This is a genomic window from Pseudomonas putida (genome assembly GCF_028682455.1).
GTDB classification, from domain to species: Bacteria; Pseudomonadota; Gammaproteobacteria; order Pseudomonadales; family Pseudomonadaceae; genus Aquipseudomonas; species Aquipseudomonas putida_AA.
In genome coordinates this window covers 437,162-459,594 of record NZ_JANHLD010000001.1, presented here as the reverse complement: position 1 = coordinate 459,594, position 22,433 = coordinate 437,162, and the positions used below count along the sequence as shown (strand labels likewise).

20 protein-coding genes and 2 pseudogenes are annotated in these 22,433 nt (G+C 56.9%); 10 read left to right on the top strand and 12 right to left on the bottom strand.

Annotated features, from left to right (window positions below):
- Positions 1 to 177: 177 nt before the first annotated feature.
- The 9 genes and pseudogenes from tnpC to NPS58_RS02100 form a co-directional block, all read right to left on the bottom strand.
- Entirely contained in the window at positions 178 to 540 is a 363-nt protein-coding gene (gene tnpC / locus NPS58_RS02140; RefSeq protein WP_017849612.1) for a Tn3 family transposase post-transcriptional regulator TnpC, read from the bottom strand.
- Positions 540 to 3,557 (bottom strand): Tn3 family transposase, encoded by a 3,018-nt coding sequence (locus tag NPS58_RS02135; protein ID WP_274113149.1) that lies wholly within the window; start codon positions 3,555 to 3,557, stop codon positions 540 to 542. Before NPS58_RS02135 ends, tnpC begins: the two co-directional genes overlap by 1 nt.
- A gap of 152 nt (positions 3,558 to 3,709) precedes the next feature.
- Positions 3,710 to 4,837: pseudogene (locus NPS58_RS02130) on the bottom strand (UvrD-helicase domain-containing protein); the annotation flags it as partial.
- Entirely contained in the window at positions 4,827 to 6,554 is a 1,728-nt protein-coding gene (locus tag NPS58_RS02125; RefSeq protein ID WP_046787889.1) for an ATP-dependent nuclease, read from the bottom strand. The pseudogene NPS58_RS02130 and the gene NPS58_RS02125, both read right to left, overlap by 11 nt.
- Before the next feature lie 173 nt (positions 6,555 to 6,727).
- Positions 6,728 to 9,091 carry a heavy metal translocating P-type ATPase gene (locus NPS58_RS02120; protein ID WP_158248164.1) on the bottom strand — a complete coding sequence of 788 codons (2,364 nt, stop codon included), beginning with the start codon at positions 9,089 to 9,091 and terminating at the stop codon, positions 6,728 to 6,730.
- 5 nt (positions 9,092 to 9,096) lie between these two features.
- A complete protein-coding gene (locus tag NPS58_RS02115; RefSeq protein ID WP_003246761.1) occupies positions 9,097 to 9,345 on the bottom strand; it encodes a DUF2933 domain-containing protein in 249 nt (82 codons plus the stop codon).
- A 79-nt stretch (positions 9,346 to 9,424) separates the two neighbouring features.
- The gene (locus tag NPS58_RS02110) at positions 9,425 to 9,958 is read right to left on the bottom strand and encodes a cupredoxin domain-containing protein (protein WP_003246762.1); all 534 of its coding nucleotides are present in this window, start codon (positions 9,956 to 9,958) and stop codon (positions 9,425 to 9,427) included.
- A gap of 147 nt (positions 9,959 to 10,105) precedes the next feature.
- Positions 10,106 to 10,663, bottom strand: a complete 558-nt coding sequence (locus NPS58_RS02105; RefSeq protein WP_024616818.1) for a cupredoxin domain-containing protein — start codon at positions 10,661 to 10,663, stop codon at positions 10,106 to 10,108.
- 167 nt (positions 10,664 to 10,830) lie between these two features.
- A complete protein-coding gene (locus NPS58_RS02100) occupies positions 10,831 to 11,190 on the bottom strand; it encodes a co-regulatory protein PtrA N-terminal domain-containing protein (protein ID WP_024616817.1) in 360 nt (119 codons plus the stop codon).
- Positions 11,191 to 11,397: 207 nt separating this feature from the next.
- On the opposite strand from NPS58_RS02100, the gene NPS58_RS02095 reads away from it, so the two are divergent.
- Together NPS58_RS02095 and NPS58_RS02090 are read left to right on the top strand one after the other, a co-directional pair.
- Positions 11,398 to 12,075, top strand: coding sequence for a heavy metal response regulator transcription factor (locus NPS58_RS02095; RefSeq protein ID WP_004374688.1), 678 nt, complete (start codon positions 11,398 to 11,400; stop codon positions 12,073 to 12,075).
- Positions 12,076 to 12,077: 2 nt separating this feature from the next.
- Positions 12,078 to 13,454 (top strand): heavy metal sensor histidine kinase, encoded by a 1,377-nt coding sequence (locus NPS58_RS02090; RefSeq protein WP_016487036.1) that lies wholly within the window; start codon positions 12,078 to 12,080, stop codon positions 13,452 to 13,454.
- A 36-nt stretch (positions 13,455 to 13,490) separates the two neighbouring features.
- On the opposite strand, the gene NPS58_RS02085 is transcribed toward NPS58_RS02090, so the two are convergent.
- Positions 13,491 to 14,105 carry a DUF6088 family protein gene (locus NPS58_RS02085; RefSeq protein ID WP_046787888.1) on the bottom strand — a complete coding sequence of 205 codons (615 nt, stop codon included), beginning with the start codon at positions 14,103 to 14,105 and terminating at the stop codon, positions 13,491 to 13,493.
- A 315-nt stretch (positions 14,106 to 14,420) separates the two neighbouring features.
- Here NPS58_RS02085 and NPS58_RS02080 point away from each other — a divergent pair, with 315 nt between their 5' ends.
- On the top strand, positions 14,421 to 14,708 hold the full coding sequence (locus NPS58_RS02080; RefSeq protein ID WP_016487034.1) for a hypothetical protein: 288 nt from the start codon (positions 14,421 to 14,423) through the stop codon (positions 14,706 to 14,708).
- Positions 14,709 to 14,736: 28 nt separating this feature from the next.
- Here the strand turns inward: NPS58_RS02080 and NPS58_RS02075 are convergent, their stop codons facing one another.
- Entirely contained in the window at positions 14,737 to 15,696 is a 960-nt protein-coding gene (locus NPS58_RS02075; RefSeq protein WP_004374696.1) for a site-specific integrase, read from the bottom strand.
- Between the two features lie 181 nt (positions 15,697 to 15,877).
- On the opposite strand from NPS58_RS02075, the gene NPS58_RS02070 reads away from it, so the two are divergent.
- From NPS58_RS02070 to NPS58_RS02045, 6 genes and pseudogenes are all read left to right on the top strand, one after another.
- On the top strand, positions 15,878 to 16,780 hold the full coding sequence (locus NPS58_RS02070) for a DNA-binding protein (protein WP_046787887.1): 903 nt from the start codon (positions 15,878 to 15,880) through the stop codon (positions 16,778 to 16,780).
- Between the two features lie 134 nt (positions 16,781 to 16,914).
- A complete protein-coding gene (locus NPS58_RS02065) occupies positions 16,915 to 17,559 on the top strand; it encodes a DUF6036 family nucleotidyltransferase (protein WP_004577577.1) in 645 nt (214 codons plus the stop codon).
- A complete protein-coding gene (locus tag NPS58_RS02060) occupies positions 17,540 to 18,019 on the top strand; it encodes a hypothetical protein (RefSeq protein WP_004374702.1) in 480 nt (159 codons plus the stop codon). The genes NPS58_RS02065 and NPS58_RS02060 overlap by 20 nt, the downstream gene beginning before the upstream one ends.
- A gap of 572 nt (positions 18,020 to 18,591) precedes the next feature.
- Positions 18,592 to 19,173 (top strand): annotated as a pseudogene (locus tag NPS58_RS02055) (thiamine pyrophosphate-dependent enzyme); the annotation flags it as partial.
- Between the two features lie 264 nt (positions 19,174 to 19,437).
- On the top strand, positions 19,438 to 19,743 hold the full coding sequence (locus NPS58_RS02050; protein WP_046787886.1) for a hypothetical protein: 306 nt from the start codon (positions 19,438 to 19,440) through the stop codon (positions 19,741 to 19,743).
- A gap of 665 nt (positions 19,744 to 20,408) precedes the next feature.
- Positions 20,409 to 20,543 carry a hypothetical protein gene (locus tag NPS58_RS02045; protein WP_256212454.1) on the top strand — a complete coding sequence of 45 codons (135 nt, stop codon included), beginning with the start codon at positions 20,409 to 20,411 and terminating at the stop codon, positions 20,541 to 20,543.
- A gap of 728 nt (positions 20,544 to 21,271) precedes the next feature.
- Here the strand turns inward: NPS58_RS02045 and NPS58_RS02040 are convergent.
- Positions 21,272 to 21,724: a hypothetical protein gene (locus NPS58_RS02040; protein WP_046787885.1), complete on the bottom strand. Its 453-nt coding sequence runs from the start codon at positions 21,722 to 21,724 to the stop codon at positions 21,272 to 21,274.
- 36 nt (positions 21,725 to 21,760) lie between these two features.
- On the opposite strand from NPS58_RS02040, the gene NPS58_RS02035 reads away from it, so the two are divergent.
- Positions 21,761 to 22,096, top strand: coding sequence for a helix-turn-helix domain-containing protein (locus tag NPS58_RS02035; protein WP_371263219.1), 336 nt, complete (start codon positions 21,761 to 21,763; stop codon positions 22,094 to 22,096).
- Positions 22,097 to 22,433: the final 337 nt, after the last annotated feature.

Here is a 22,433-nt window from a genome sequence, read left to right as displayed (position 1 = left end):
AGGCCGATGCCCGGGAGGATGGCAGCGTGCCTACAGGGCGTCAAAACCGGCTACCCAGAGTCAAATTCACCCCACAGTACAGCGATGCTATAGAGTTACTCGTCAGTCCTGCAGCATCAGTTTTACTCTGCACCTCCATTGTATTCAGTCTGCCGGCAGCCCATTTGCACGAATAGTCTAGTCCTGATAGTCAGGAGCAAGCGCTGCCAAAGGAGCAACGTGTTTAGAACCCGCCTGCAAGCATGAACATAAAGCAGAAATATCCTCTTGAAGGGCCATCGCCTGCGCCCAAATACTGTCGACATCACTGGTAGCCACAGTGAGGGGGAAACCTTCCAGCACCGTCATGGCCATGCCATGCAGGCGTAGGAAGTCTTCTCGAATGCTGCCGACCCCTCCGATTTCAGCAAGGCAGGCATCCAGCCGGTCGACCAAGTTGAGCAACTGAGCGGTGTCGTAGCTTGCACGCAGAGAGTCGAGTACCTTGGTATCGACGTCCCCATAAGGTGTCACGCGGAACGAAGCTGGCGGGATATGCATCAGTTCGTCACCTCAACGTTGCTGTCAGACATCTGTTTCGCACGCATTGATCCCGCAGCCTGCTGGAAAATGGAATCCTTGATCCAGGGTTCCGGTGGGCGTTTGAGTTTCAGGTTGAACTCCCCAAAACGTTTGACATTGCTGGTTAGGTAGGGGCTGAGAAACGATACGTCGTCGTCAGTGAACTGCCAGCCATCACGGGCGAGCTTCTGCAGGATGCGCATCATGTCCACGGTGTTCTGCAGGATCACCGACGAGGCCACCATGTCGTTGTAGCGCAGGCGTTTCTGTTGCTCGTCCGGATCGTTTTCGGCGATCACGTCACCGCCAAAGGACAGCCACTTAGAGAAGCCGTTGTAGGACTCGATCTTATTGGTGTTGGCGGTGACTTCCTGGCGCAACTCGCGGCTGCCGATCCAGTTGAGTAGGAAGATCGTCCGGATCACGCTGCCCAGCGCTTGCGCGGCATGATAGAGCTTGTTGCGCCGACTGTAGGAGCCAAGTTTGCGCAGCAGCATAGGTGAGGAAATCTTGCCGGCCTGGATTGACAACGCGACCTGCATCAGATCCTGCCAGTGGGTTTCGATCAGGTGCCAGTCGGCGGTGTCGGTGAACAGACGGTTGATGTGTTTATACGAAACGCCGCGATCTGGCCGGCACATCACCAGGTCGCGCCAGTTGCGGATACGCGGCATCAGATTGATGCCCAGCAGATGAGTGAAGGCGAACACCGTGGCCGACTGGCCCTGGGTGTCAGAGTACACCGTATCGGGTTCGACGCTGAGGTCGACCTTGAGCAACCCCTCAATCACATAGATTGCCTCCCAGATACCAGGCGGGATGAAGTGCTGGAACACCGCGATGTAGTTATTGGCCACGTGTCGGTACGCCACGGCCCCCATCTTGCGATAGCGGAAGTGGTAGCCGGCCAGCAGATTGTCGTCATAGAAGTCGAACTGCGTACCGTCCGCGGCCACCGCCTTGCCATCGCCCCAGAGCTTGGGCAGGTCAAGTTGCAGATAGAGTTCCACCAGCTCGCGGTTAGCCTTGTCTAACTTCTCAAGCGAGAGATGGCGGCGATTCGTATAGGACAGCATGTGCGGCGTGACATTACCGGCCAGATGCCGTGCGGCCTGGTTGGGGCCAAGGTTGCAGCCCATGGCGAAGATCGTCATCAGGTAGCGCTCGGCCGGTTCTTTGAGCTTTGGCTCGTTGCCGGACATCGGCCCGAAATGCCGAGTGAACTGAATCCAATGCTCAATGTTGGCCATGATGTCGAGCACGTGCCTGGCCGGCATGCGCTGCATAAGCGCCGTCTGTAGCGAGATGGCCGAAGGCGGGATGTCCCGCGCTATCACTCGGCGTAGCACCGGTTCGCCGGCTTCATTGATCGATACGTCACCTCGGCAAGAAGGGAATTTTTCATCCAGATGCTGCGCGGTTTCCTCCAGCTGAATCTTGAGGGAGGCGACAAACTCCTTCGCCGTGCCAGGCAGCCCCACCTTTTCGCAGTAGGCCGGTAGACGATGGAAACATTCTTCCCAGGGCAGCAACTGCTTACGGTAGTCGGCGAAAGATTCCGACCCCAGCACGCACATATCACCCGAGCGCAGCTCACTGGCCAGGTAAGAGAACACGCAGACTTCCAGATAGCGCCGGTTGGTAGGTGGCCCTTCACTGGCAGGACGACGCACGACCTTAACCCAGCGCTCCGACGCAAACGACAAGTCGACATGCTCGTCGATCCACTCGCGGTGTAGATTTTCGCTGTCCTGGATGAGCTGAAGCGCCTGGATAAGTGAGCGATCCTGAGTCGTGGGTTCCAGTTGAAGAAGGTGGCTCAGACGGAACAACAGCGAGCGATGGGACTTGAAGTGCTTCCAGATCAGCGGCAGGTAGTTGTTACCGCCCGTAGCCTGGACTTCGGCGCAAGTCTCGCGCAACCGATCCAGGTTGCCATCGGGAGAGAGGAATTCCCGGATCAGACTGCCAGCCTCCTGGTCATCCGGTTCCTGAACAAGAATCTGCACCACGCCATCCAGGGTGGCCGCCAGTTGCTCCAGCTTCTGGCGTTGCCGCGCCTGGATTTGCTCCAACTCCTCCTTGGCGCGTTTGTGGATCGTCGAAATCCGTCGGATGAACATCTCGGCCAGGTGATCCCGAGTTCGCACCCGCATCCGATAGATCAAGGCCAGCATCAGTGTGTAGCGTTTCGGCAGCGAGCAGTCCTTCAGCTCGGCGACGTCCGACGCGGCGGCTTGGATGGCGAAGTGGCGGATCTTAGCATCGACGACCCCCTCAAGAATGGCATCCAGATCTCCGAAGCTCTCTAACCACGCCAGGTGGTCGATCAACACCTCCAGGTGCTTGCGGGAAGGCTTCTTGGGTGCCTGCTTGAGTGCGTTGAAGTCACTCTGCCGACGCCCGAAATCCGTGTCGAGCAGCTCCTTTAGCTTGTAGATCACCTCGATTGGCGCTCGGAGCACGATCAGGTTGAAGGTAACTTCCTGAGCACTCGCCAAAGCGGTTTCTGCGATGTTGTTGAGCGTCGAATAAGCCGGAAGCTCATAGCCACGCTGAATCAGCTCATCAAGCATGGCATTAATGAGATCGACTCGCTGCTCAAGCACTACAGCGCAGTCACGTGCGATTTCCTCAGTGATCGCTAGCCCGTCGCTGCTATAGAAGGGTGTAACCTGCAGGTACTGCCGAACCGCCGCTTGGTGTCGGTAAAGGGTGCGGGGGTTGCTGTAGCGCGGAGCTATTCGTGCGCCGTAGCGAAGGCATTGTCGGACATGACTGATGAGCTCCTGAGGAAGCTCCTCGAACGGAACAAAATAGTGTAGCTGCTGAAACACCTTTAGTTGGATTGCCAGCCCAATCGATAGCGCTGGACTCTTAGCGGTGTTATTGACCCATTCGATCTCTGAATCAGACAGGGAATAGCATCGATGCAGCTCCTTAGCTGGCAACTGACTGGGCAAGAGCCGGTAGGCTGTCCTTTCCACCGAAGCCATTGAGTTCATCCCCCAAGTAAGGCAAAACATCAGCATAGACGGCTAGTCAGGCGGGGGATGACCAGCAATCAAGAACTCAATAAATTTCCTTTTAGTTCAATATCTTGCAGAACGAATGTCCTAATTTTTGCCTTATCTCGGCATAACCCCTACACCCGTGCCCCCGGCTGTTCGGCGAGGGCGTTGAGCACAAGGAGTGCTCGCTGCGGTGTTGGCTCCCCGACGAATGCGACGGCCTCGGCCTCGGCCGGGGTCGGTGGCGTTCGGGCACGTCCTGTGCGCAGAGACTCCACACGCGTTCGCAGGTTTGCTGCACCTACCCCCGTCATCACGCTTGAAGCAAATTCCGCAAGTTGTGCCAGAGCATTGGCACCCTGCAGGTTAAAGTTCCTGGCGAAGTTGACGAGGTCCCTTAGGTCGACGGCTTCGACGGCCATGGCGCCGGGTGTCTGGCTCGTGAGCTGATGGCGACCTTGCACGTTGATGGAGTCCCCGATGATGAGGACGCTGCCCCGAGCGTTGGGTGACTCGGTTCTAGCGGCCACCAGCCGCTGCTGGACTTCGGTCCCGGCGTTGAGCTGCACCCAGCGCACTTCAGCCGGAGCCGTGCGCAGATCCACCGGCTGGCCAGCTTGAAGTTGTTGCCGTATGGCGAGCAGCCACTGCCCGAGGTTCTCAGCGCCGGCCAGTCGCCAGCGCCACGGCGTCCCCAGTTCTCCCGCTGCCGGGAATTGGGGTAGTACCTCGTTCGTCCAATGCACCAGTCGGTTGCCACGGAAGTCGAAGATGGCTTGCATTGGATCACCGAGCACGCAGGTCGGAAGCACCTGGGCTAAACCTGAAACGATAGCGTGCTGGACCACATTGCAGTCTTGGTACTCGTCGACAAGCAACCGCGCGTAGGTGGCACGGAGAGACTGAGCAAGGTGGCCAGCGTGCAGTAACTGCCTGGCAGCCTCTCGAATTGCAGGGTAGTCAGTGTTGGGCTGGTGGAGCTCCAAGATTTGCGGGTTATGGCCGCTTCGCGCCGGGAACTTGGCGATGAGGCGCATCGAGAATCCGTCGATGGTGGATACTCGATAGGCGGAGCTAGGGACGCCGGCGCGTCTCAGGCGTGCCCGTAAGGCCGCAACGCCTGCGTTCGTATGCGTTAGTACGAGGATGGGTTTGCTCTGTCTATGCGCGATGAGCGTCTCGGCAATCAATTGCGTTTTTCCACAACCTGCGGGGGCTGTTATGGAGCCACGCTCGATAGCAAAAAGATCAATCTCAAGGGGCACTTGTAAACGTCCAGAGCTGATTCGTGACTGCCATGAAGCCCGGGTCGGCGTTCTGTAGAGACGGGCCGACGATGTCCCTTGCAACCTCCTGATAGGTTGTCAACGACTTGAACCACCCGCTGTTGCGGATACGAGATGCAGCTCCCAACAGCTCTCGCGTCGCGGGCGAGTAGCCCTGAATAAATCTTTCAGATTTGATGTCATGTAGTGTCACACGTCCTTGGGACTTCGACTGGATGTGTGCGTTCATCAGCTCTGCACCCACTATTGCTTCGGCTTTCGCCAGAAGTGCATCGAGTGCTTGGTCACTGAGATGGCGGAAGATCTCGTCCTCCAAAGTGAGGCTTGGTCGCCATGTAAGAATTTGTCCGCCTGCGGCCAAGAATGCTTCAGGGAGCCCCGCGGTCGAAGGCTTGTCGGCGTCTACAAAAACCATCACGCGATAGCCTAGGTTCTGAAGTGCTGTTCCACGGATAAGACTGTTATCGGGACTTCCTCCGCCGGCGTCCACATAAGCGCCGCCATGAGCCAGGAATGAGGTAGCGCCAAGACTGACCCACCATTGATCAAGGCCACGCGCGAAGCCAACCTCGCTGGCACCCTCGCAAACGATAATGGATTTGGCGAGGAATGCCTCTGGGTCCTTCCGAAGGGTACTTTGTACTTCGTTGGCCTCCCCTGCCGCCATAACGCTGTGGCGTTGAGGCCCAGACCGAACAACGAATAACTGGCTGCCGGACAATTCGCGCAGCGCGACCGGTGAGTGAGTCGTCATGAAGACCTGCAGCGGAGCGGCAGCGTCCTTTGCGCCCAGGGAGTCCAAGAATCGCATGAGCCGATGAGGTTCAAGCCCATATTCCACCTCATCGACAAGAGCAATTGGCGCGGCGCTAGCTGCAGCTCTTTGCAACCCTGCCACTAGCAATCGCGACGAGCCCGTGCCAAGGGAGCGAAGGGGAATGCCTGTGTCGCTGTGCAGCGCGATCGCACCCTCGCCAATCGACACAGAATGTGCGTCAAGGAGTGCTTGTGGCATCGCTCCAACCGAAACCCCAAGATGCTGAGCCGTGCGTTGCACCACCTCAAGCGTCTGAGTTAGATGTCCGGCGGCTTGATTGCCAAAGTTCGCTCTTGCTTGCCTCGCGGCGCGCGCAAGTTCGGCACCTAGCTCTGCACGCTCGTCAGTAAGTCGATTGAGCACTGAGCCACGACTCCACGACAAGTTCGAACTCGCAAAGCTGCCGATACGGGCGGGTGCTAGTGCCGCTCGTTCCTTCCAGGGAAGAGTGCGTTCGAGTTGCTGCTGCTCCGCACGCTCAGAAAAAAGTGTCCAGGTAGGTTCCAAATCGGCACCAACTTGCAGAAGCAAGGTGATAACGGTCTCCAGCCCCGCTCGCGGTTCGTCGTCGACTTCTCCCGTTCCTGGATTGAATCCACGCAAGAACTCGCCGTAAACATCGATATCCATCAGCGATACCGGCAAATCGCCAAGCGTCACACTGATGGTGATGGGTGTTTCGACGTTCAGAGCGAAGAAGTCCATGTCGCCGAACGTGCCGCCCCGGCGGGCACCGACGCAAAGGTCAATCGCATCTAGAATGCTGGACTTTCCACTATCGCCAGGACCTATGAGGCAGTTAATTCCTGGGGCCGGCACCCAGTCGAGCGCCTGGATAGATCGGAAGTTGCTGATAATCAGTCTGCGAATGCGGGCCACGGAGAGTCCTCATGGGTTAACGACGACCAGTCTCCTACCCGCAGCGGCAACAGTCCATAGAACGTCACCTCGTCACTATGTGTTGCGACAGATAGGTCGGACCGGAAACTACCGTACGGCATTTTCCGGTCAGATGCGCTTCTGAATAATCACCTGGTCGGTGGTATGGAAGCCTATCCCATGTCCGTTGATTTCAACCTCAGAGCATTGAAGACCACCGACGCCGAGCTGACACTCATCGCCAGCGCAGCAATCAAGGGCGACAGAAGATGCCCCGTCAGCGGGTACAGCAGCCCCGCTGCTAGCGGGATTCCCATCGCGTTGTAGATGAACGCAAAGGCGAGGTTCTGCCTCATGTTTTTCACGGTTGCCACTGACAGGGTGCGCGCTCGCAGGATGCCGATCAGATCTCCCTTGACCAGCGTCACTTGGGCGCTGTTCATCGCCACATCGGTACCGGTGCCCATGGCGATACCTACGTCAGACCTGGCCAGGGCGGGCGCATCGTTGATACCGTCACCCGCCATGGCGACACGACGGCCATAGCCCTGCAAATCGGCGACTAGTTTCTCCTTATCCTGCGGTTTGACCTCACCATGCACTTCCTCGATTCCGAGCTGCTGCGCCACGGCTCTTGCTGTGGTGAGGCCATCACCAGTGGCCATGATGACCTTTACGTCTTCGCTTTGAAGCTTGGAGACAGCCTGTTGAGAAGTAGGCTTGATCGGATCGGAAACGGCCAGTAGTCCCGCCAGGCGGCCATCAACGGCCAAATAGATGATGCTGATGCCTCCCAGACGCAGTTGCTCGGCGCGATTGCGCAGCGGGGTAATATCGACGCCCGCCTCGTCCATCAGTGCGGTGTTGCCGAGCTGCAGCTGATAGTCATCGACCTGGCCGCGCACACCAATACCCGAGCCAGATTCGAAAGTGTCCGGTTTGACCAGTGCAATGCCCTGACCGCGCGCATGATCGACTATGGCATGAGCCAGCGGGTGCTCACTACCCTGGTCGAGACTAGCAGCCAGGCGCAGCACTTCATTGGAGTCGTAACCGCCTGTCCCTTCCGCACTATGGAATACGGGACGCCCCTCAGTCAGGGTTCCAGTCTTGTCGACGATGAGCGTGTCGATCTTGCATAGATTTTCGATGGCGCTGGCATCGCGGAACAACACACCGCTGCTAGCGGCCTTGCCAGTCGCAACCATGACGGACATCGGGGTTGCCAGACCCAGAGCGCAGGGACACGCAATGATTAGCACCGCCACCGCATTGATCAGGCCAAATACCCAGCCTGATTCCGGCCCTAATAGCCCCCAGCCGAAGAAGGTCAGAATCGCGATCAGGATCACCCCGACCACGAAATACCCTGCCACCGCATCAGCCATACGCTGCATGGGGGCCTTGGAACGTTGGGCTCTGGCCACCATCTGAACGATCTGCGACAGCATGGTCTCGGCACCGACCTTCTGCGCCTCCATCACCAGGCTTCCATGGGTGTTCATGGTGGCACCGATAAGGGCATCCCCTACCCGCTTGGTCACGGGTAACGGTTCTCCGGTAAGCATCGACTCGTCGACGGCGCTCTCCCCCTCTAGAACCGTACCGTCCACCGGGACTTTCTCTCCCGGCCGGACACGTAGGTGGTCGCCCTGATGGACATGTGTCAGCGGAATATCTTCTTCCTGGCCATCGTGCTTGATGCGACGCGCAGTCTTTGGTGCCAGCCTCAGCAGTGACTTGATGGCTGCCGAAGTCTGCGAGCGGGCCTTGAGTTCGAGCATTTGGCCCAACAGCGTGAGTGAGATAATCACTGCGGCTGCTTCAAAATAGACGCCGATACGTCCGTCCTGGGCAAAGGCCGCCGGAAACCACTGCGGAACCAAGGTAGCGGCCACGCTGTAGAGGTAGGCAGCGGCCGTTCCCAAACCGATCAGGGTCCACATGTTGGGGCTGCGGTGGCGGATGGAGTCAATGCCGCGGGTGAAGAATACCCAGCCACCCCATAGCGTCACGGGCGTCGCCAGAGCCAGCTCGACCCAGTTCTGGGTCGTGCCATGAAACAGTTGCAAGGAATGGCCGGCCATCGCCAATACGGTCACGATGACGGTCAACGGTAGGGTCCACCAGAACCGCAGCGAGAAGTCCTTCAGCTCTGGATTTTCCTCCTCTTCCAGCTCCGGGATGACAGGTTCCAGCGTCATCCCGCAGATCGGGCAGTTTCCGGGAGCCGGTTGACGGATTTCTGGATGCATCGGGCAGGTGTATTCAGCACCTACAGGTGTCGATGTGGGTGCTGGAGTCGCGTGCTGGTGATGCTCCCCATGAGACTGATGGCTCATGTACTGATGAGGATCTGCTTGGAATTTCTCTAGGCACTTCGCACTGCAGAAATGATAGGCCTTCCCTTCAAAGCTCTCGCGATAAGGGCCATCAGGTTTGACCTCCATGCCACACACCGGGTCGCGCTGGCTCTCGGAGTGGGCGTGCGAGTTATGTGAATGATCCTGGTCATGATGGCAGGAGGTCTTTTGCATGCGATCTATGTCCTTTCTTCGTCCTTGGAAACAGCGGTGCTGCTGGAGTGGGAGTGCCCGCCGTGATTGTGGCCAAACAGATGCATCAGCGGGCATAGCAGCAGGATGAGGTACGGCAGGGCCTGCGAAAGATGACCGTAATGCTCACGCGCTACATAGAAGATGCCGATTACGGCCAGCATGATCAGCGCAATGCCAATCTTGCTCTTCCAAAAAGGCGGCTCAGTGGTACTGGTGTGATGGGTATGGTCCACGACAATAGCCTCGTTTCAATGGCGGCCGGATCAGTATAGGTGTCTCAGACTGGACGGAGTTGGCGAGTATCAATAAACGTCAGCGTACGGTCACCTTACCGACCATTCCCGACTGATAATGTCCTGGAATATTGCAGGCGAACTCCAGTTCGGTGGCGGCGGAGAAGGTCCAGATCAACTCTTCGCGTGCTCCAGGTTCGACAAGAACACTGTTGGGGTCATCGTGTTCCATACCGACCATCTTCATGCCGCCCATGGCATGGCCCATATTGCTCATGTCATGTGCACCTGTAGGGGACAGCGTGCCGTTCTGAAACATCGCGGCCATCTCTTTCTGGTGCGCGGCATGAGATGCCGCTTTGCCAAGATTGAATTCGTGTAGCAGTGCACCGTCATTTTTCAGGACGAAGCGAACTGTCTCGCCTGCTTTGATCTCCATTGCTTTGGGTTCGAAGAAGATGTCCCCCATCCGGACTTCGATGGTGCGATCTACTGCCTGACCGTCTCCCGGTTGCCCAATACTGTCTTTCTTGTGGCCCGGGCTGGCCAGCGCATTGGCAGCACTGAGCAGCAAGCCAAGGGTGGTGATTATGAAAGCGGGTCTGAGTTTCATGGTGTGCCTCTGAGGTGTTGAGGAGGGATGAGTCCCGATGCTAATGAGGTGCAGCTGGCGGTACGCTGACGTGAAAACTACATCGCAGTAAGGTTCGTCAGATCGGTGCTACCCAGCCCGCTGCCAACGGGTAGCACCGATGCCGGACTAACGCAGAGCAAACTCACCGACCATCCCCGCCTGGTAATGCCCAGGCAATGTACAGGCGAAGCTCAAACTGCCCGCCTTAGGGAAGGTCCACACGAACTCTTTGGTTGTGCCGGGCTCGACGAGAACCGCGTTCGGGTCGTCATGCTTGGCTTTGATGACTTCCGGATAGCCTGGAGGGTTGGAGTCTCCCGTGCCATAACGCTCATGCCAGACAATGCGCTCGGCCATGCCGGTCGGGGTCAGTGTGCCGTCCTTGAACAAGGACGCCATCTTGCGCTGGTGCTCCAGCTGGGACGCTGCCTGCCCGATGTTGAACTCGTGCATCAACGCGCCCTCGTTCTTCAGAACGAAGCGCACGGTTTCACCTGGCTTCACATCGATCGTTTTCTGGCTGTAGTTGATGTCGTCCATCTTTACCAAGATGGTACGAGTCGCTGGCGTCGCCTGGGCCTGCTGCCCAATGCCATTGCTACTGTCGCTGGTCTCGGCAAATGCCGGAAAAGTGGTGCTGATGAACAGTGTGCTGATCAGCAGCTTAAGAGGGATGCGTTTCATGGTGAGACCTCGCTAGGTAGGCTGGAAATCTCATGCTATTCCCCGCTTCCTGCCAGGCCGCTGACCCCAAAACTACAATTGCGTCAGCTGGAAAAAAGCACGGCGCCATTGAGGCGCCGCTAGGCCAAAGGAGCAATCACGGAAGGCCTGGAAGATGGGGGAAACTCTTACTTATGGCACTCTTTGTCGGCCATCATCAGCTTGTGCTCGCGAATCATTTGACCCAGCACGTCGTCTACTAACTTGTCGTGTTTTTCCATCCAGGCCAAATGATCTTCGGCAGACATGCCTGGAGCAGGATGTTCATTGTGCAGCTGACTCATGAGGTCTTCGAGCATGTTCATGTGCTCCTTCATATGCACATGCCGCTCGCCGACTGGGGCCTTCTCTGCCTGGATCAGCACGGCTTCCGCTTTGTCGCGCATCTGCTGCATGCGCTCAAAGGTACGATCACCCCCCCCTTCGGCCCAGACCATAGAAGAAAGCAGCAGCGAACCAACCAGAAGTAAAGGTTTCAGCGATTTCATGGGGCAGTCTCCATCAGTGCTAACTATGGCCGGCACCTCTGCTTTTGGTCTGTCGAGGGCCGAGAGCACAACCTAGTGCTCATGCTTGCACCCTAGACAAGCCACCCTGTCAGTGAGCTGAAGTCAGAATTACATTTTCGTAAGCTTCTGGTTGGGGCCGCGGTTTGCCTGCAAACTCAGGCCACCCGACTTTTGGAGTCTGCACACATGAAACTACTGGTAGCTGAAGACGAACCCAAAACCGGTACGTACCTCCAGCAAGGTCTCACCGAGGCTGGGTTCAATGTCGACCGGGTTATGACCGGTACAGATGCCCTTCAGCATGCACTTAGCGAAGCCTATGACCTGCTAATTCTGGATGTAATGATGCCTGGGCTGGACGGTTGGGAAGTGCTGCGCATGTTGCGCGCAGCAGGAAAAGACGTCCCCGTACTGTTCTTGACGGCACGCGATGGTGTGGAAGACCGCGTTAAAGGGTTGGAGCTGGGTGCGGACGACTACCTGATCAAGCCATTTGCTTTCTCAGAGCTTCTGGCCAGGGTCAGAACGCTGTTGCGCAGAGGTAATGGTTCGCCGACGCAGACCACCATGAAAATTGCCGATCTGGAAGTCGATCTGATGAAGCGGCGTGCGATCCGTGGCGGGAAAAGAATTGACCTGACCGCGAAGGAGTTTTCACTGCTGGAACTGCTACTGCGCCGGCGCGGCGAGGTGCTCCCGAAGTCGCTGATTGCCTCTCAGGTTTGGGACATGAATTTCGACAGCGACACCAATGTCATTGAGGTTGCGGTACGCCGGCTACGCGCAAAAATCGATGACGATTTCGATCTCAAGCTGATTCATACCGCCCGCGGCATGGGATACATGATGGATGCGCCGGAGTGAATATGAAGCACCTTTCGCTGACAGCACGCATGAGCCTGATGTTCATGTCCGCGGTAATTGCAGTCCTGACGGTAGCAGGGCTGAGTTTCAATATGCTCAGCCAGCACCACTTCAAGATGCTGGATCGGCAGGCCCTGGTGGAGAAACTCGAATCCGCCAAACATATCCTCAACAATGCTCGCGGTGAAGCGAGCCTTTCGGAAGAATTACCGCAGTTGCGAGCCTTGCTGGGAGCCCATCAGGATCTGGCGGCCACTATCCTGGCCAGTGACGGTTCTGTACTGTTCTCCGACCCCAGAGCAGTCGAAGTACCAGAGCGTTTCAGACGTGAAAATGAGCAGAGCATGTGGGAGTGGCAGAACGGCCAACACATGTACCGCGGCATGACGGCGCAAATCTCGGTAGCCGATCAGGCTGAGCCGCTCACAGCTTTGCTGATTCTTGACGTCACCAATCACACACACTTTTTCGACACGCTGCAACGATGGTTCTGGATTGGATTGGTCATCAGTGCCCTGTTCAGTGCCGCGCTCGGCTGGGTGGTTGCTCGCAGCGGCCTTAGGCCTCTGCGGCAAGTCACTCATGTGGCCTCCGGGATGTCCGCTCGCTCGTTACAGGAACGAATCCCTCTCGAACCAGTGCCGCGGGAACTTCAGCAACTGGTTCTATCCTTCAATGCGATGTTGGCTCGGCTAGAGGATGCCTTCGTTAGGCTCTCCAATTTTTCGGCCGACATTGCCCACGAGCTACGCACGCCCGTTAGCAACCTGATGACCCACACCGAGGTCGTGCTGAGCAAGAAACGCGATATCAATGCCTATGAAGAGAATCTCTACTCCAACCTGGAGGACTTGAAGCGCATGTCTCGGATGATTGATGACATGCTTTTCTTGGCCAAGGCTGATAATGGCCTGATCATCCCCGAGCAGGCCAGGATCGAACTGGCTGACGTAGTCTTCAAGCTGTTTGACTACTACCACCTTCTGGCCGAAGAACATGGCATTGAACTATCGCTCACAGGCACAGGCCAAGTGCTGGGAGATCGGCTGATGCTTGATCGTGCACTTTCCAACTTGCTGTCCAATGCACTGCGCTACACGCCGGTGGGACATACAATTTCGGTTTTGATCCGCGAGACAGCGGACTCCACAACCTTCAGCATCGAGAACCCAGGGGACACAATTAGCTCAGAGCATTTAGAGAAGCTCTTCGACCGCTTTTACCGGGTCGACCCCGCTCGGCGGGAGGGAAGCCCGAGCAACGCCGGGCTCGGACTTGCCATCACCCGATCCATCATTGAGGCTCACAAAGGCCGCATCTGGTGCACCTCAGCCGCCGGCCTCACGGGCTTTCACATCGAATTGCCCCATTCCAGATGATGCCGATCTGGCGGTAAGTAGGCTACAGCTAAACCGCTAGCCCAACTTGACAGGGTGGGTGCAACTCGACTGAGCGCAGATTGCATTCGCCATCCGGATAGGTAACGAGCGGTGAGCTGACACCAGATCACCCCATTCGCTCTCGGGTAGTAGTTTATGAAGTTTGAAAACGGCATACCCCACGCTTGCCTCGCCAATCCAATCCAATGCTCGAATGGCTTCCCCCGCTCCAGTAGCGCCTAGAGCCATCAACCATCGAGGCGCATACCGAATCGACACGGTGGTCTTGCCTACCTGAAGCTCCCTAGAGCGTCCGTCGGTTAGAAAGACATAGCGAACTGGAACCTGTGTGCTCAGCCCTAATTTATTCGCGGCACGAGCCCCGTGGTCGACCAGCACTTCACCCAGCGCATTAGCCAGCGAGTGGACAACCTTCTCCGGTGCCGGCGGGCGCACGCCGAACCGAGTTTCGACTGCGGCAACATAAATGCCCCGAGCAACGCGAAACAGCTTTCCACCTTCGACCAGGCGAGAGAGTCCTCGCTGCACAGCATGGCGAGAACCATGATGCAGGAATCTGCTAGGTGTCAGAACCTCACCTTCTGGAAGCTGTTGAATGATGTCCAGGATTTTCTCGGGAAGAGCCTTCATTGTCCTGTCAAACCTCGTGAGTGGCCCTGCCAAGAACCACCAGAGGTGGCGACCATCTCATGCGGGACACATCATCGAACAATAGACCTGGTGCTTGGCTCCGTCCTGTGAGTACAGGCAATCTCTGTGCGAGTAGGTCTGGCCTGATGCCGTTTGGAAGTCGTAGCCCAAGACTCGTTCGTCCCGGTCATAGACCCTTATCAGCTCGGTCAGCTTCTCCATCGTCCAGTCATTGGATCCATTCAGCCTCGCAGGCAGTACAACCTGGACTGCCTCGACCAGCGTTCCCTCAGCGCGTCTTTGTAGCATGAACACTTGACCATTTCACTCAACGCGGGCGAATGGGAAGAGAAAAAACTAACGCCTTACCAGGTGGTCGTCCTTTGGAGCGAGTGGTCAGCAGCTGCCCGCGGGCGACTGAAAAATGAGCTGGAAATAGCCCGGCAAGAGAACATAAAAGCCAAAAAAGACAAGCAGGCATCCCGCAGTTACCTCTTCTTTGTGGGTGCCCAGGATGCCAAGAACCCTGCAATTTTCCATGTGCTGGATCATCGACTCATTTGCACCGCACATGACGAGCTGGTGTTCCCAGTGCGCAGCTAGGTGCAGATCGGGGCCGCGGAAGGCGGTCTTATGGCAGTCCCTCGGGCCAGTTTGAGATGTGTTGTAGCGCACTCAGTTGCCCAGGGAACACTCCTGTGCTCTCGACATAGCGCAATGCGGATTGCCCATCGCTCCAGCCTACGTACTGCATCAGCGCTTTGATATCCCAGCCGCTGCGGGTGGCCCAGGTGGCAAACCCGCGGCGCAGCGAGTGGCTACTGTACAGCTCCGAAGGCAGCCCTGCTGCCTGCAGTACGGCGCGCATGAGTGGGACAACGCTATTTGGGTGCAAGCCCTGCTCACCTAAGTGCCCCCAGCGATCAATTCCACGGAATACCGGCCCGCGTGCGATACCCGCAAGACTGATCCAGTCGACGTAGGCTTGTACTGGGCACAGCCTGGCCAGCGCCGGCGCGTTGAAGGTCTGGCCTTGGTTGTCCCGATCACCTTTGCTCCAGGGCAGGAACAGTTGCATGCCCTCCCCGGTCCGCACCTGGATGTGCTCGACCTGTAGGCGACATAGCTCATCACTGCGAAAGGCCCGCCAGAAGCCGATCAGTATCAGAGCGCGATCGCGGCAACAGCGCAGTAGCCGTGGCAAGTCGTCTTCCGCGCGGGCCTGCTCCAAAGCTTGTTCCAGCCACAACACGCACTGTTCGAGCTGGCGCAGCTGCAAAGGTTCGGCCTGCTTCTCTTGGCGTGGGTGCAAAGTACGAATGCCCTTGAGGATCTGGCGGACCAGCGGAGTCTTGGTCGGATCCGGGAAGCCTTGGCTGACATGCCACTGCGCCAACGCCGCGAGGCGCAACTTCAAGGTATTGCTGGACAGGGTGGCGGCGTGATCGACCAGATAGCGCACGACTGTATCGCTAGTCGCCGGCAGAAAGCCACCCCACGTCACCTCGAAGTGCTCAAGCGCCTGCTGATAGCTCCGCCGGGTGTTGGCACGAGTGCCGGCCTGCAGGTACCGCTCGATCTCCTGGCTCATCTGAGCGCATCCCCTTGGTGTACCGGTGAGCGACTGCCAAACGACAAAAACACCGCATCACCTTGGATAATTCATGATTATCCAATTCTAGAATACGAGCGGAAAAAAACGAAGTTCTTGATAATATGCTATGTATTTACATAGTACATACCACAGAACGAAATCGTCAGGAGTTCCACTTATGGCCCGCGGTGGCATCAACAAAGCAATCGTGCAGAAAGCCCGGAATTCTCTACTCGCCCGCGGTATCCACCCCAGTATTGATGCGGTGCGCATCGAGCTGGGCAATACCGGTTCAAAGACCACCATTCACCGCTACCTGAAAGAGCTTGAAGACGCCGAGCGCGGCCGGGATGCGGCCTTGATCCCGCTCAGCGAACAGTTGGCCAATCTGGTCAGCCAACTGGCAGATCAGCTAGAGGAGGAGGCGCAGGCCGCCGTGGCCCAGGAGCGCGAACAACTGGCCCGCGAACGGCTCGATTACCAGCATCGGTTTCGACAGGCCGAAAACCGCATCCAACAACTGGAAGGCCAGACCGCGCTCGACGCGGAACGACTTGAGACCACTCATCACGAGTTGCAGCAGGCACGCGAGCAACGGCAGCAGGCCGAGATCGAGAACGCCCGCCTACAGCAGGCTAATCGCGACCTGGAGGAGCGGCACAAGGATCGCGACGCACAGATCCACTCGCTGGAGGAAAAACACCGACATGCGCGCGACACCCTGGAGCACTACCGGCAGGCCAGCAAGGAACAGCGTGAGCAGGAACAACGCCGACACGAGTCGCAGATACAACAATTGCAACTAGAACTGCGGCAACTGCAGCAGACCTTGATAATCAAGCAGGACGAACTGACGCAACTGAACCGCGACAATGCACGCTTGCTCACCGAGGCGCGGCAGTTGCAAAAAGAGCGACATGCACAGCAACAGCTAGTGGCGCAGAAAACTCAGGCCCTGGAGGCTCTGCAGAGCACGCTGGCCGGCTCCGAACGCTCGAATGAAGCCCTTGAACAGCGTTGTCGCACATTGCAGGAGGAGGTGTCCCGGCTGAGCGAAGCATCCGCGCTTCAGGTGCAGTAGACGCAGGGCCTGCAGGAGCGCTTGGTCGAAGCCACTACACAGCTAAAGCTACTCGGGGTGCCGCTTGTGAACAGCGATGGCGCACGTAGCACATGAACCGGCACACTGAGCCTATGCACTGAGCGGAGGTGGAGATGACACTACTTGAGACTGCCGATGAGGGGGCTGCGGAACCTGTCCGGCTGACTACGCCGCTGGGCCAGGCCATTGGTAATCTGTTCGCCCGGGCCTTGCCGCTACTGGATGGCAATCCGCCAGGCTCACTCAAGGTCTTCGTCTTCGGCGGCTGCGCGGTGCACCTGCTCACCCATGCGCGTGGTAGTGCGGACATCGATGCGGAGATCGAGGCGGCCCGTGTGCTGCGTAAGGACGAGATCATGGCCGTCTACACACCGCCAGAGGGATATGAGGACGGCGACGGCCGCGACTTGCAGGTGTACCTGGACCAGAACTACACCAATGCCCTCGGGCCACTGCACGAGGATTACCGCGAGCGCGCCATCCCCATGGAGGGTTTCGAGGGTGAGCAGCCGCTACATATCTTCGTTGCCGCCGGCGTGGATCTGGCCATCTCCAAGCTCGGCCGCTTTACGGAAAACGATCAATCTGATATCGAACAGCTCATCGAATGTGGCCGTGTCGATGTCGGCCAGTTTGTTACACTAGCAACAGAGGCAATCGATTATGCCGTGGGCAACCGAAGTGCAATGCTAGGCTGCCTGAAACTGGTCACAGCGAAGTACCTGGAGGATGGGCGAGATGCCACGTCTGGATCGTAAACAAAGCTTTGGCACGCTTCTGGAGACTGTCACCCAGCAGCGTCTTAGCCAAGTTGCGTCCGATGCTCTTGTGGAGCTCGCCAAGCAGTTGTGGTACGAAGAGCGCGACCTCGTGCCAGTACTGCAGCGTGAAGTGGCAGGCAAGCTGCGCGAGCCTGAACAGAAGCTGCGTGCCCTCTATCTCGTCGACCTGCTGCGTCGCTTTCCCTGTGTATCAACGGACAAAGCCGCGCGCCTAAAAGGCTTTGTCAGCAGTTGGTCAAACCTGAAACCAGCAGAGCGCTCACCGCGTGCGACCCAGCTTGTCTCTCGCTACCAACTCGACAAGCTGGCCTATGAATGGGGGCTTGAAGAGGACGTCAGCAAGCAGATGCAGGATGTCCTGGCTTTCCAAACCCGCCATTACGCGGCCACCCAGGGCGTGAAGACGGGCTATTCAGAGCCAACGCCCGTCAGCTAGCAGCAGAGCACGGCAAAATGGACGGGGAATGGCCAATTCAATAAATCACGACCAACGACTCGCTGATCTAACACGCGAGGCATTGGCCGACGTGAGCGAGGGTTTGGTGATCGATCACGCATTGGTCGAGACTTGGGCTCAGAGCCTTGATACCGACACCCCAGTACCTTTGCCAACTCCAGATCGGCCTACTTAATTCGCAGCAGGCCGAACTGATCCTCAGCGGTATCTGGCTGAAGCCATTACGCTAAGCGCGCCTTCGCTTGAGCAGGATTTCCAATCTGTTCGTTTAAGTGCGGCAAGTTACAGAGCGAATGCCCTAATTTTTGCCTTATCTCGGCACGCCCTCTTGTCGAAATAAACTCATTAATAACAATGAGTTACAGGACAAATGAGTGAATTTCCCCCTTGCCTCGGCATAACCTCAATCAGGCGTTCAGAGCCGTTTCTATAATTGACTATAAAAGCCTATAAAGCCCACCCTGAGCAGCTCAGCGACGCTAGAAAAATATTTAAATACAATCAGTTGCAGCGCGTATGTCCTAATTTTCCTTTATCTCGGCATGACCCCTTTCCCGATCTATCCGCAACGCCTGGTCGCCGATATCCGCCGTGTACTGCCCCCCGAAGGCATTGTTGCCCTGGACAACGGCATCTACAAGATCTGGTTCGCCCGCAACTACAAGGCGCACAACCCGAACACCGTGCTGCTGGACAACGCGCTGGCAACCATGGGAGCCGGCCTGCCATCGGCGATGGCGGCGCACCTGGTGCACCCGGACCGTCCAGTGATCTCGGTCTGCGGCGATGGTGGTTTCATGATGAACAGCCAGGAACTGGAAACCGCCGTCCGTATGGGCATGCACATCACCGTGGTGATCCTGCGCGACGACGGCTACGGCATGATCCGCTGGAAGCAAGCCAACATGGGCTTCACCGATTTCGGCCTGGACTATGGGAACCCGGACTTCGTTAAATACGCCGAGTCCTACGGCGCCAACGGTTACCGTGTAGAAAGCGCTGATGCTTTGCTACCGCTGCTCGATCGCTGCATTTCCAACCCAGGCGTGCACGTGATCGACTGTCCAGTCGACTATAGCGAAAACGATCGAATTTTGAATACCGAACTCCGAGAGCGGGCAGTAGCAATCTGACCACGACGGCTTCCGCGTGCGAGCAATATTCGCAGAGAGATCTCTCACAGGCCATCGACAGCCACCTTCGCCAAACCCGGCTAGCGATCTTGCGCAGTAGACTGCGTTCGCCCGGCACAGCGCCCGAGGTGCAACCACTTCTCAGCGTAGCGGTGAGCCGCTGCGCAGCCTGACCTGTAAGGCCTTAGGCCTTGCGACCGATGGCCCAGTGCGCAAGCCGCCAACTTCTACGCTTAAAGTTACGCTGACGAACGAGATAACCTCATGAAGATCCTGGGACGCGTGGAACAGGAGGCCGTGACCGATTTGCGCTGTGATATCTGTGATGAGTCCACTCGGCAGGCGAGCGGCAACCTGCAGTTCGGGACGTTGGAAGCTCAGTGGGGTTATGGGACGGCGCACGACGGCGAGCGCTATGAAGTGCACCTGTGCGAGCGCTGCTTCTTTACCCCCCTCGCCTGTCTCAAACAGGAGCGGCGGACAGCGCATCTGTTCGAAAGCAACCCCATCCCCAGCGAAGTGGAACTGGGCCTGGCCAGCCGGAACGATTGGTTCCGCGACGGTGAATGACGGGTTTTTCCTAGACCCACCATGCCTTGATTTAGTCGTATACGGTGTGGCAAACCAGCAGCAAGCACCCCACTGGCCCCCAGTTGTCGCCAAACTGGAGTATGCTATGAGGGCTGGCTCCGAGATTTGTTGGCGCTCCGCCTCCCCTTGGAGACAATTGATAAGCCCGCCGATTTCGGCGGGCTTTTTACTTTGACCGCTCGCCAGAATTAGAGCCAAAGGCGACCGCCTGGAAACGTCAGTGACTGTCGTAGGTGCCTTGCGCTAGTGTGGATCTGGTACCTCGAGGCTCGCCATCAATTGCTGTAGGCACAACCCAATGCGGCGCACCAAGCAATTGCTCGCCTGGCTGACAGCCGATACCGGGTAAAGGTAAGCACTCATAATGCTGATGAACTGCATGACGTGCCGGCAGTCAGCGCGTCGTGTATCTGCATGGCAGTCTGATGACGCCCAAATGATTCGCCTCTCGTCGTACCGCCGCCCTCAGCAACGTTGAGCAGATCGTCACCCTGGACGGCTAACTGGCCGAGCCGTCGCGCTGTATCCACTGCAATGGCCAACTGCGTCTGGCATGGTGTGGTACGGCGAGGCCCTGGAAGGCCGGCACGCAGCCGACGCGGCATTTTGTCACTCTGCTGGCGATTGTCTCCTCAAGGGGAGTCATGCAAGCCGCCTGTTTTTCCGACCTCGCATTGGCGGCGTGCGTCGTGGTCATCCACATCAACCCGATCGACTGCAGCATAGATAAGCCCAAGGAACTGATGCTGATTGACAAAGCCGCTCAACTTTTACTATGACTTGTGGAAACTTTCGACGAAGGCTTCCTCCTAGGACCGTTTGCCCCCGTGATGCAATTTACAATTTGGTTCGGCTTATGATCAGTCGAATCAACCTCGAACAATCATATTTACTCTACCGTTACGACAAGCGGAATGCTTCATGGCACGTTCCGGCATCAATAGACACCAGTGCAGAGAGTACTGGACCACTACGCCCTCTGTTGGAAAAATCAGCATCACATCAAGCCAACGTTGCCGTCTCCGTAACATAGCCCATTGCATCCCAAATTCAAGCTATCAATAAAGGAACGCCTGAGAATATTGGCACTTATAAACCGTTTAGAACAGAGCCAGCCCGGTATATTCACCAGCCCTACATGCCAGTTTGCGCCTAGCCATATTTTGAATCAGAAATATATATTTGCATGGAAAAACCCAGAGTGAATACAGCAGCTCACGGAGCGGGTTTATCAACATCGCTAACCCCCTGAATTACAGACGCGGCCTATGATATCCAGATGTGCTCAAACCATACTGCATGCAATTCAAAGGATCAGAACCCACTACAATCAGAAGAAACCCGCAGCCTGCTGGCAGAAGAATGAGGATGAAATATAAAAAACAAAGGATATGTACCCGTCGACATAGACTCTTCGAGGGCGGATTTTTAACTCAAAGCCAAGATATGCGTCACCGAACAAGTCAACCTGGCCTTCAGGAAGTCGTGAATTTCGGCGAGTACAAGCTTAGCCACGTACGCGCAAATCGCGCTCAGCCGAAAAAATTATTTCTTTAACCTTGACGTTCTCGCGCGAAGACGCATAGTGAATACTGTAACTCTTGCCCCCTTCCACCTTATATAAGTAGCCTCCAATACACCCTGAGCCATCCTCGGTAACGCTTACCTCAATGAGCGGCTCCATCACCCAGTCGTCCCCTCCCCTCATGTGGCCGGGAGACATCAGGTGCGCCTGCGCGAACCAGGAATGATCATCCAGTTCCGATAGCATTTGCTGAAGAATCGGTACCGTGGGGATCATCAGCATGCTTCCAACGATGTCATCGCCATGATCGCGTACCAGCTCCACGTAAAACCACGGGTGGTGCAGCTCAAGCTCAATAAATTGCCAGTGTCGGGTGGAAGGTTCCCCGAAGATGCTGGCAGGGCTCAGCTCGGCGTGCCTGTAGGTCTTGAACATCGAATAAATCCTCAAAATATTAACAATAGTTAATGGATGTCTGACGTTCAAGACGGCTTCATCATTCCTTTTGTAGGAATGAAAAAAATGCAGCTGAAACAGGCATTTGGTAAAGCGATGAGACTGCTAAGGAGAACTCGCGGCCTCAGCCAGGAAGACTTCGGTGCGCACAGCAGCCAAACCTACCTCAGTCAACTCGAGGCCGGAGGAAAGGGCCCTACCCTTGAAATGGTGCATGGTCTTGCCTCTGTGATGGACGTTCATCCGTTGACAATCTTGACTCAGTGCTACCTTTTCATGGACGAGGACGCCACGTTGGACTCCATCCTCGAACGGGTACGTCAGGAACTCAACGTGCCGCTCTCGGACTGAGGTATTCATCACCATCACCTCTGCTCTGATTGGATTTTTTGCCCCAGCGCGGTCCGCTCTGCGAAATTCGATCAGCTAAAGCCAAAATCTGCGACTCCTAGGAGTTGGTGTGGTGCTCCTAAGTCTTCCCGTAGGAGAGGAATCTGTGAAGGATCGGCAGTGCTTGGCGAAGCTGACCAGGCGCGAACTGGGAAGCAAAAGCAAACGGAAGCCCCAATGCGCTGTAAGTGGCTCCATGCATACCCGAGCCAAGAATCGACAGTGGTACTAATGAACCTGCAGCAGGGTACGCAACCACCCTCTGCTCCTCGGCGAGCGGAGACCAATATCCGCAGAG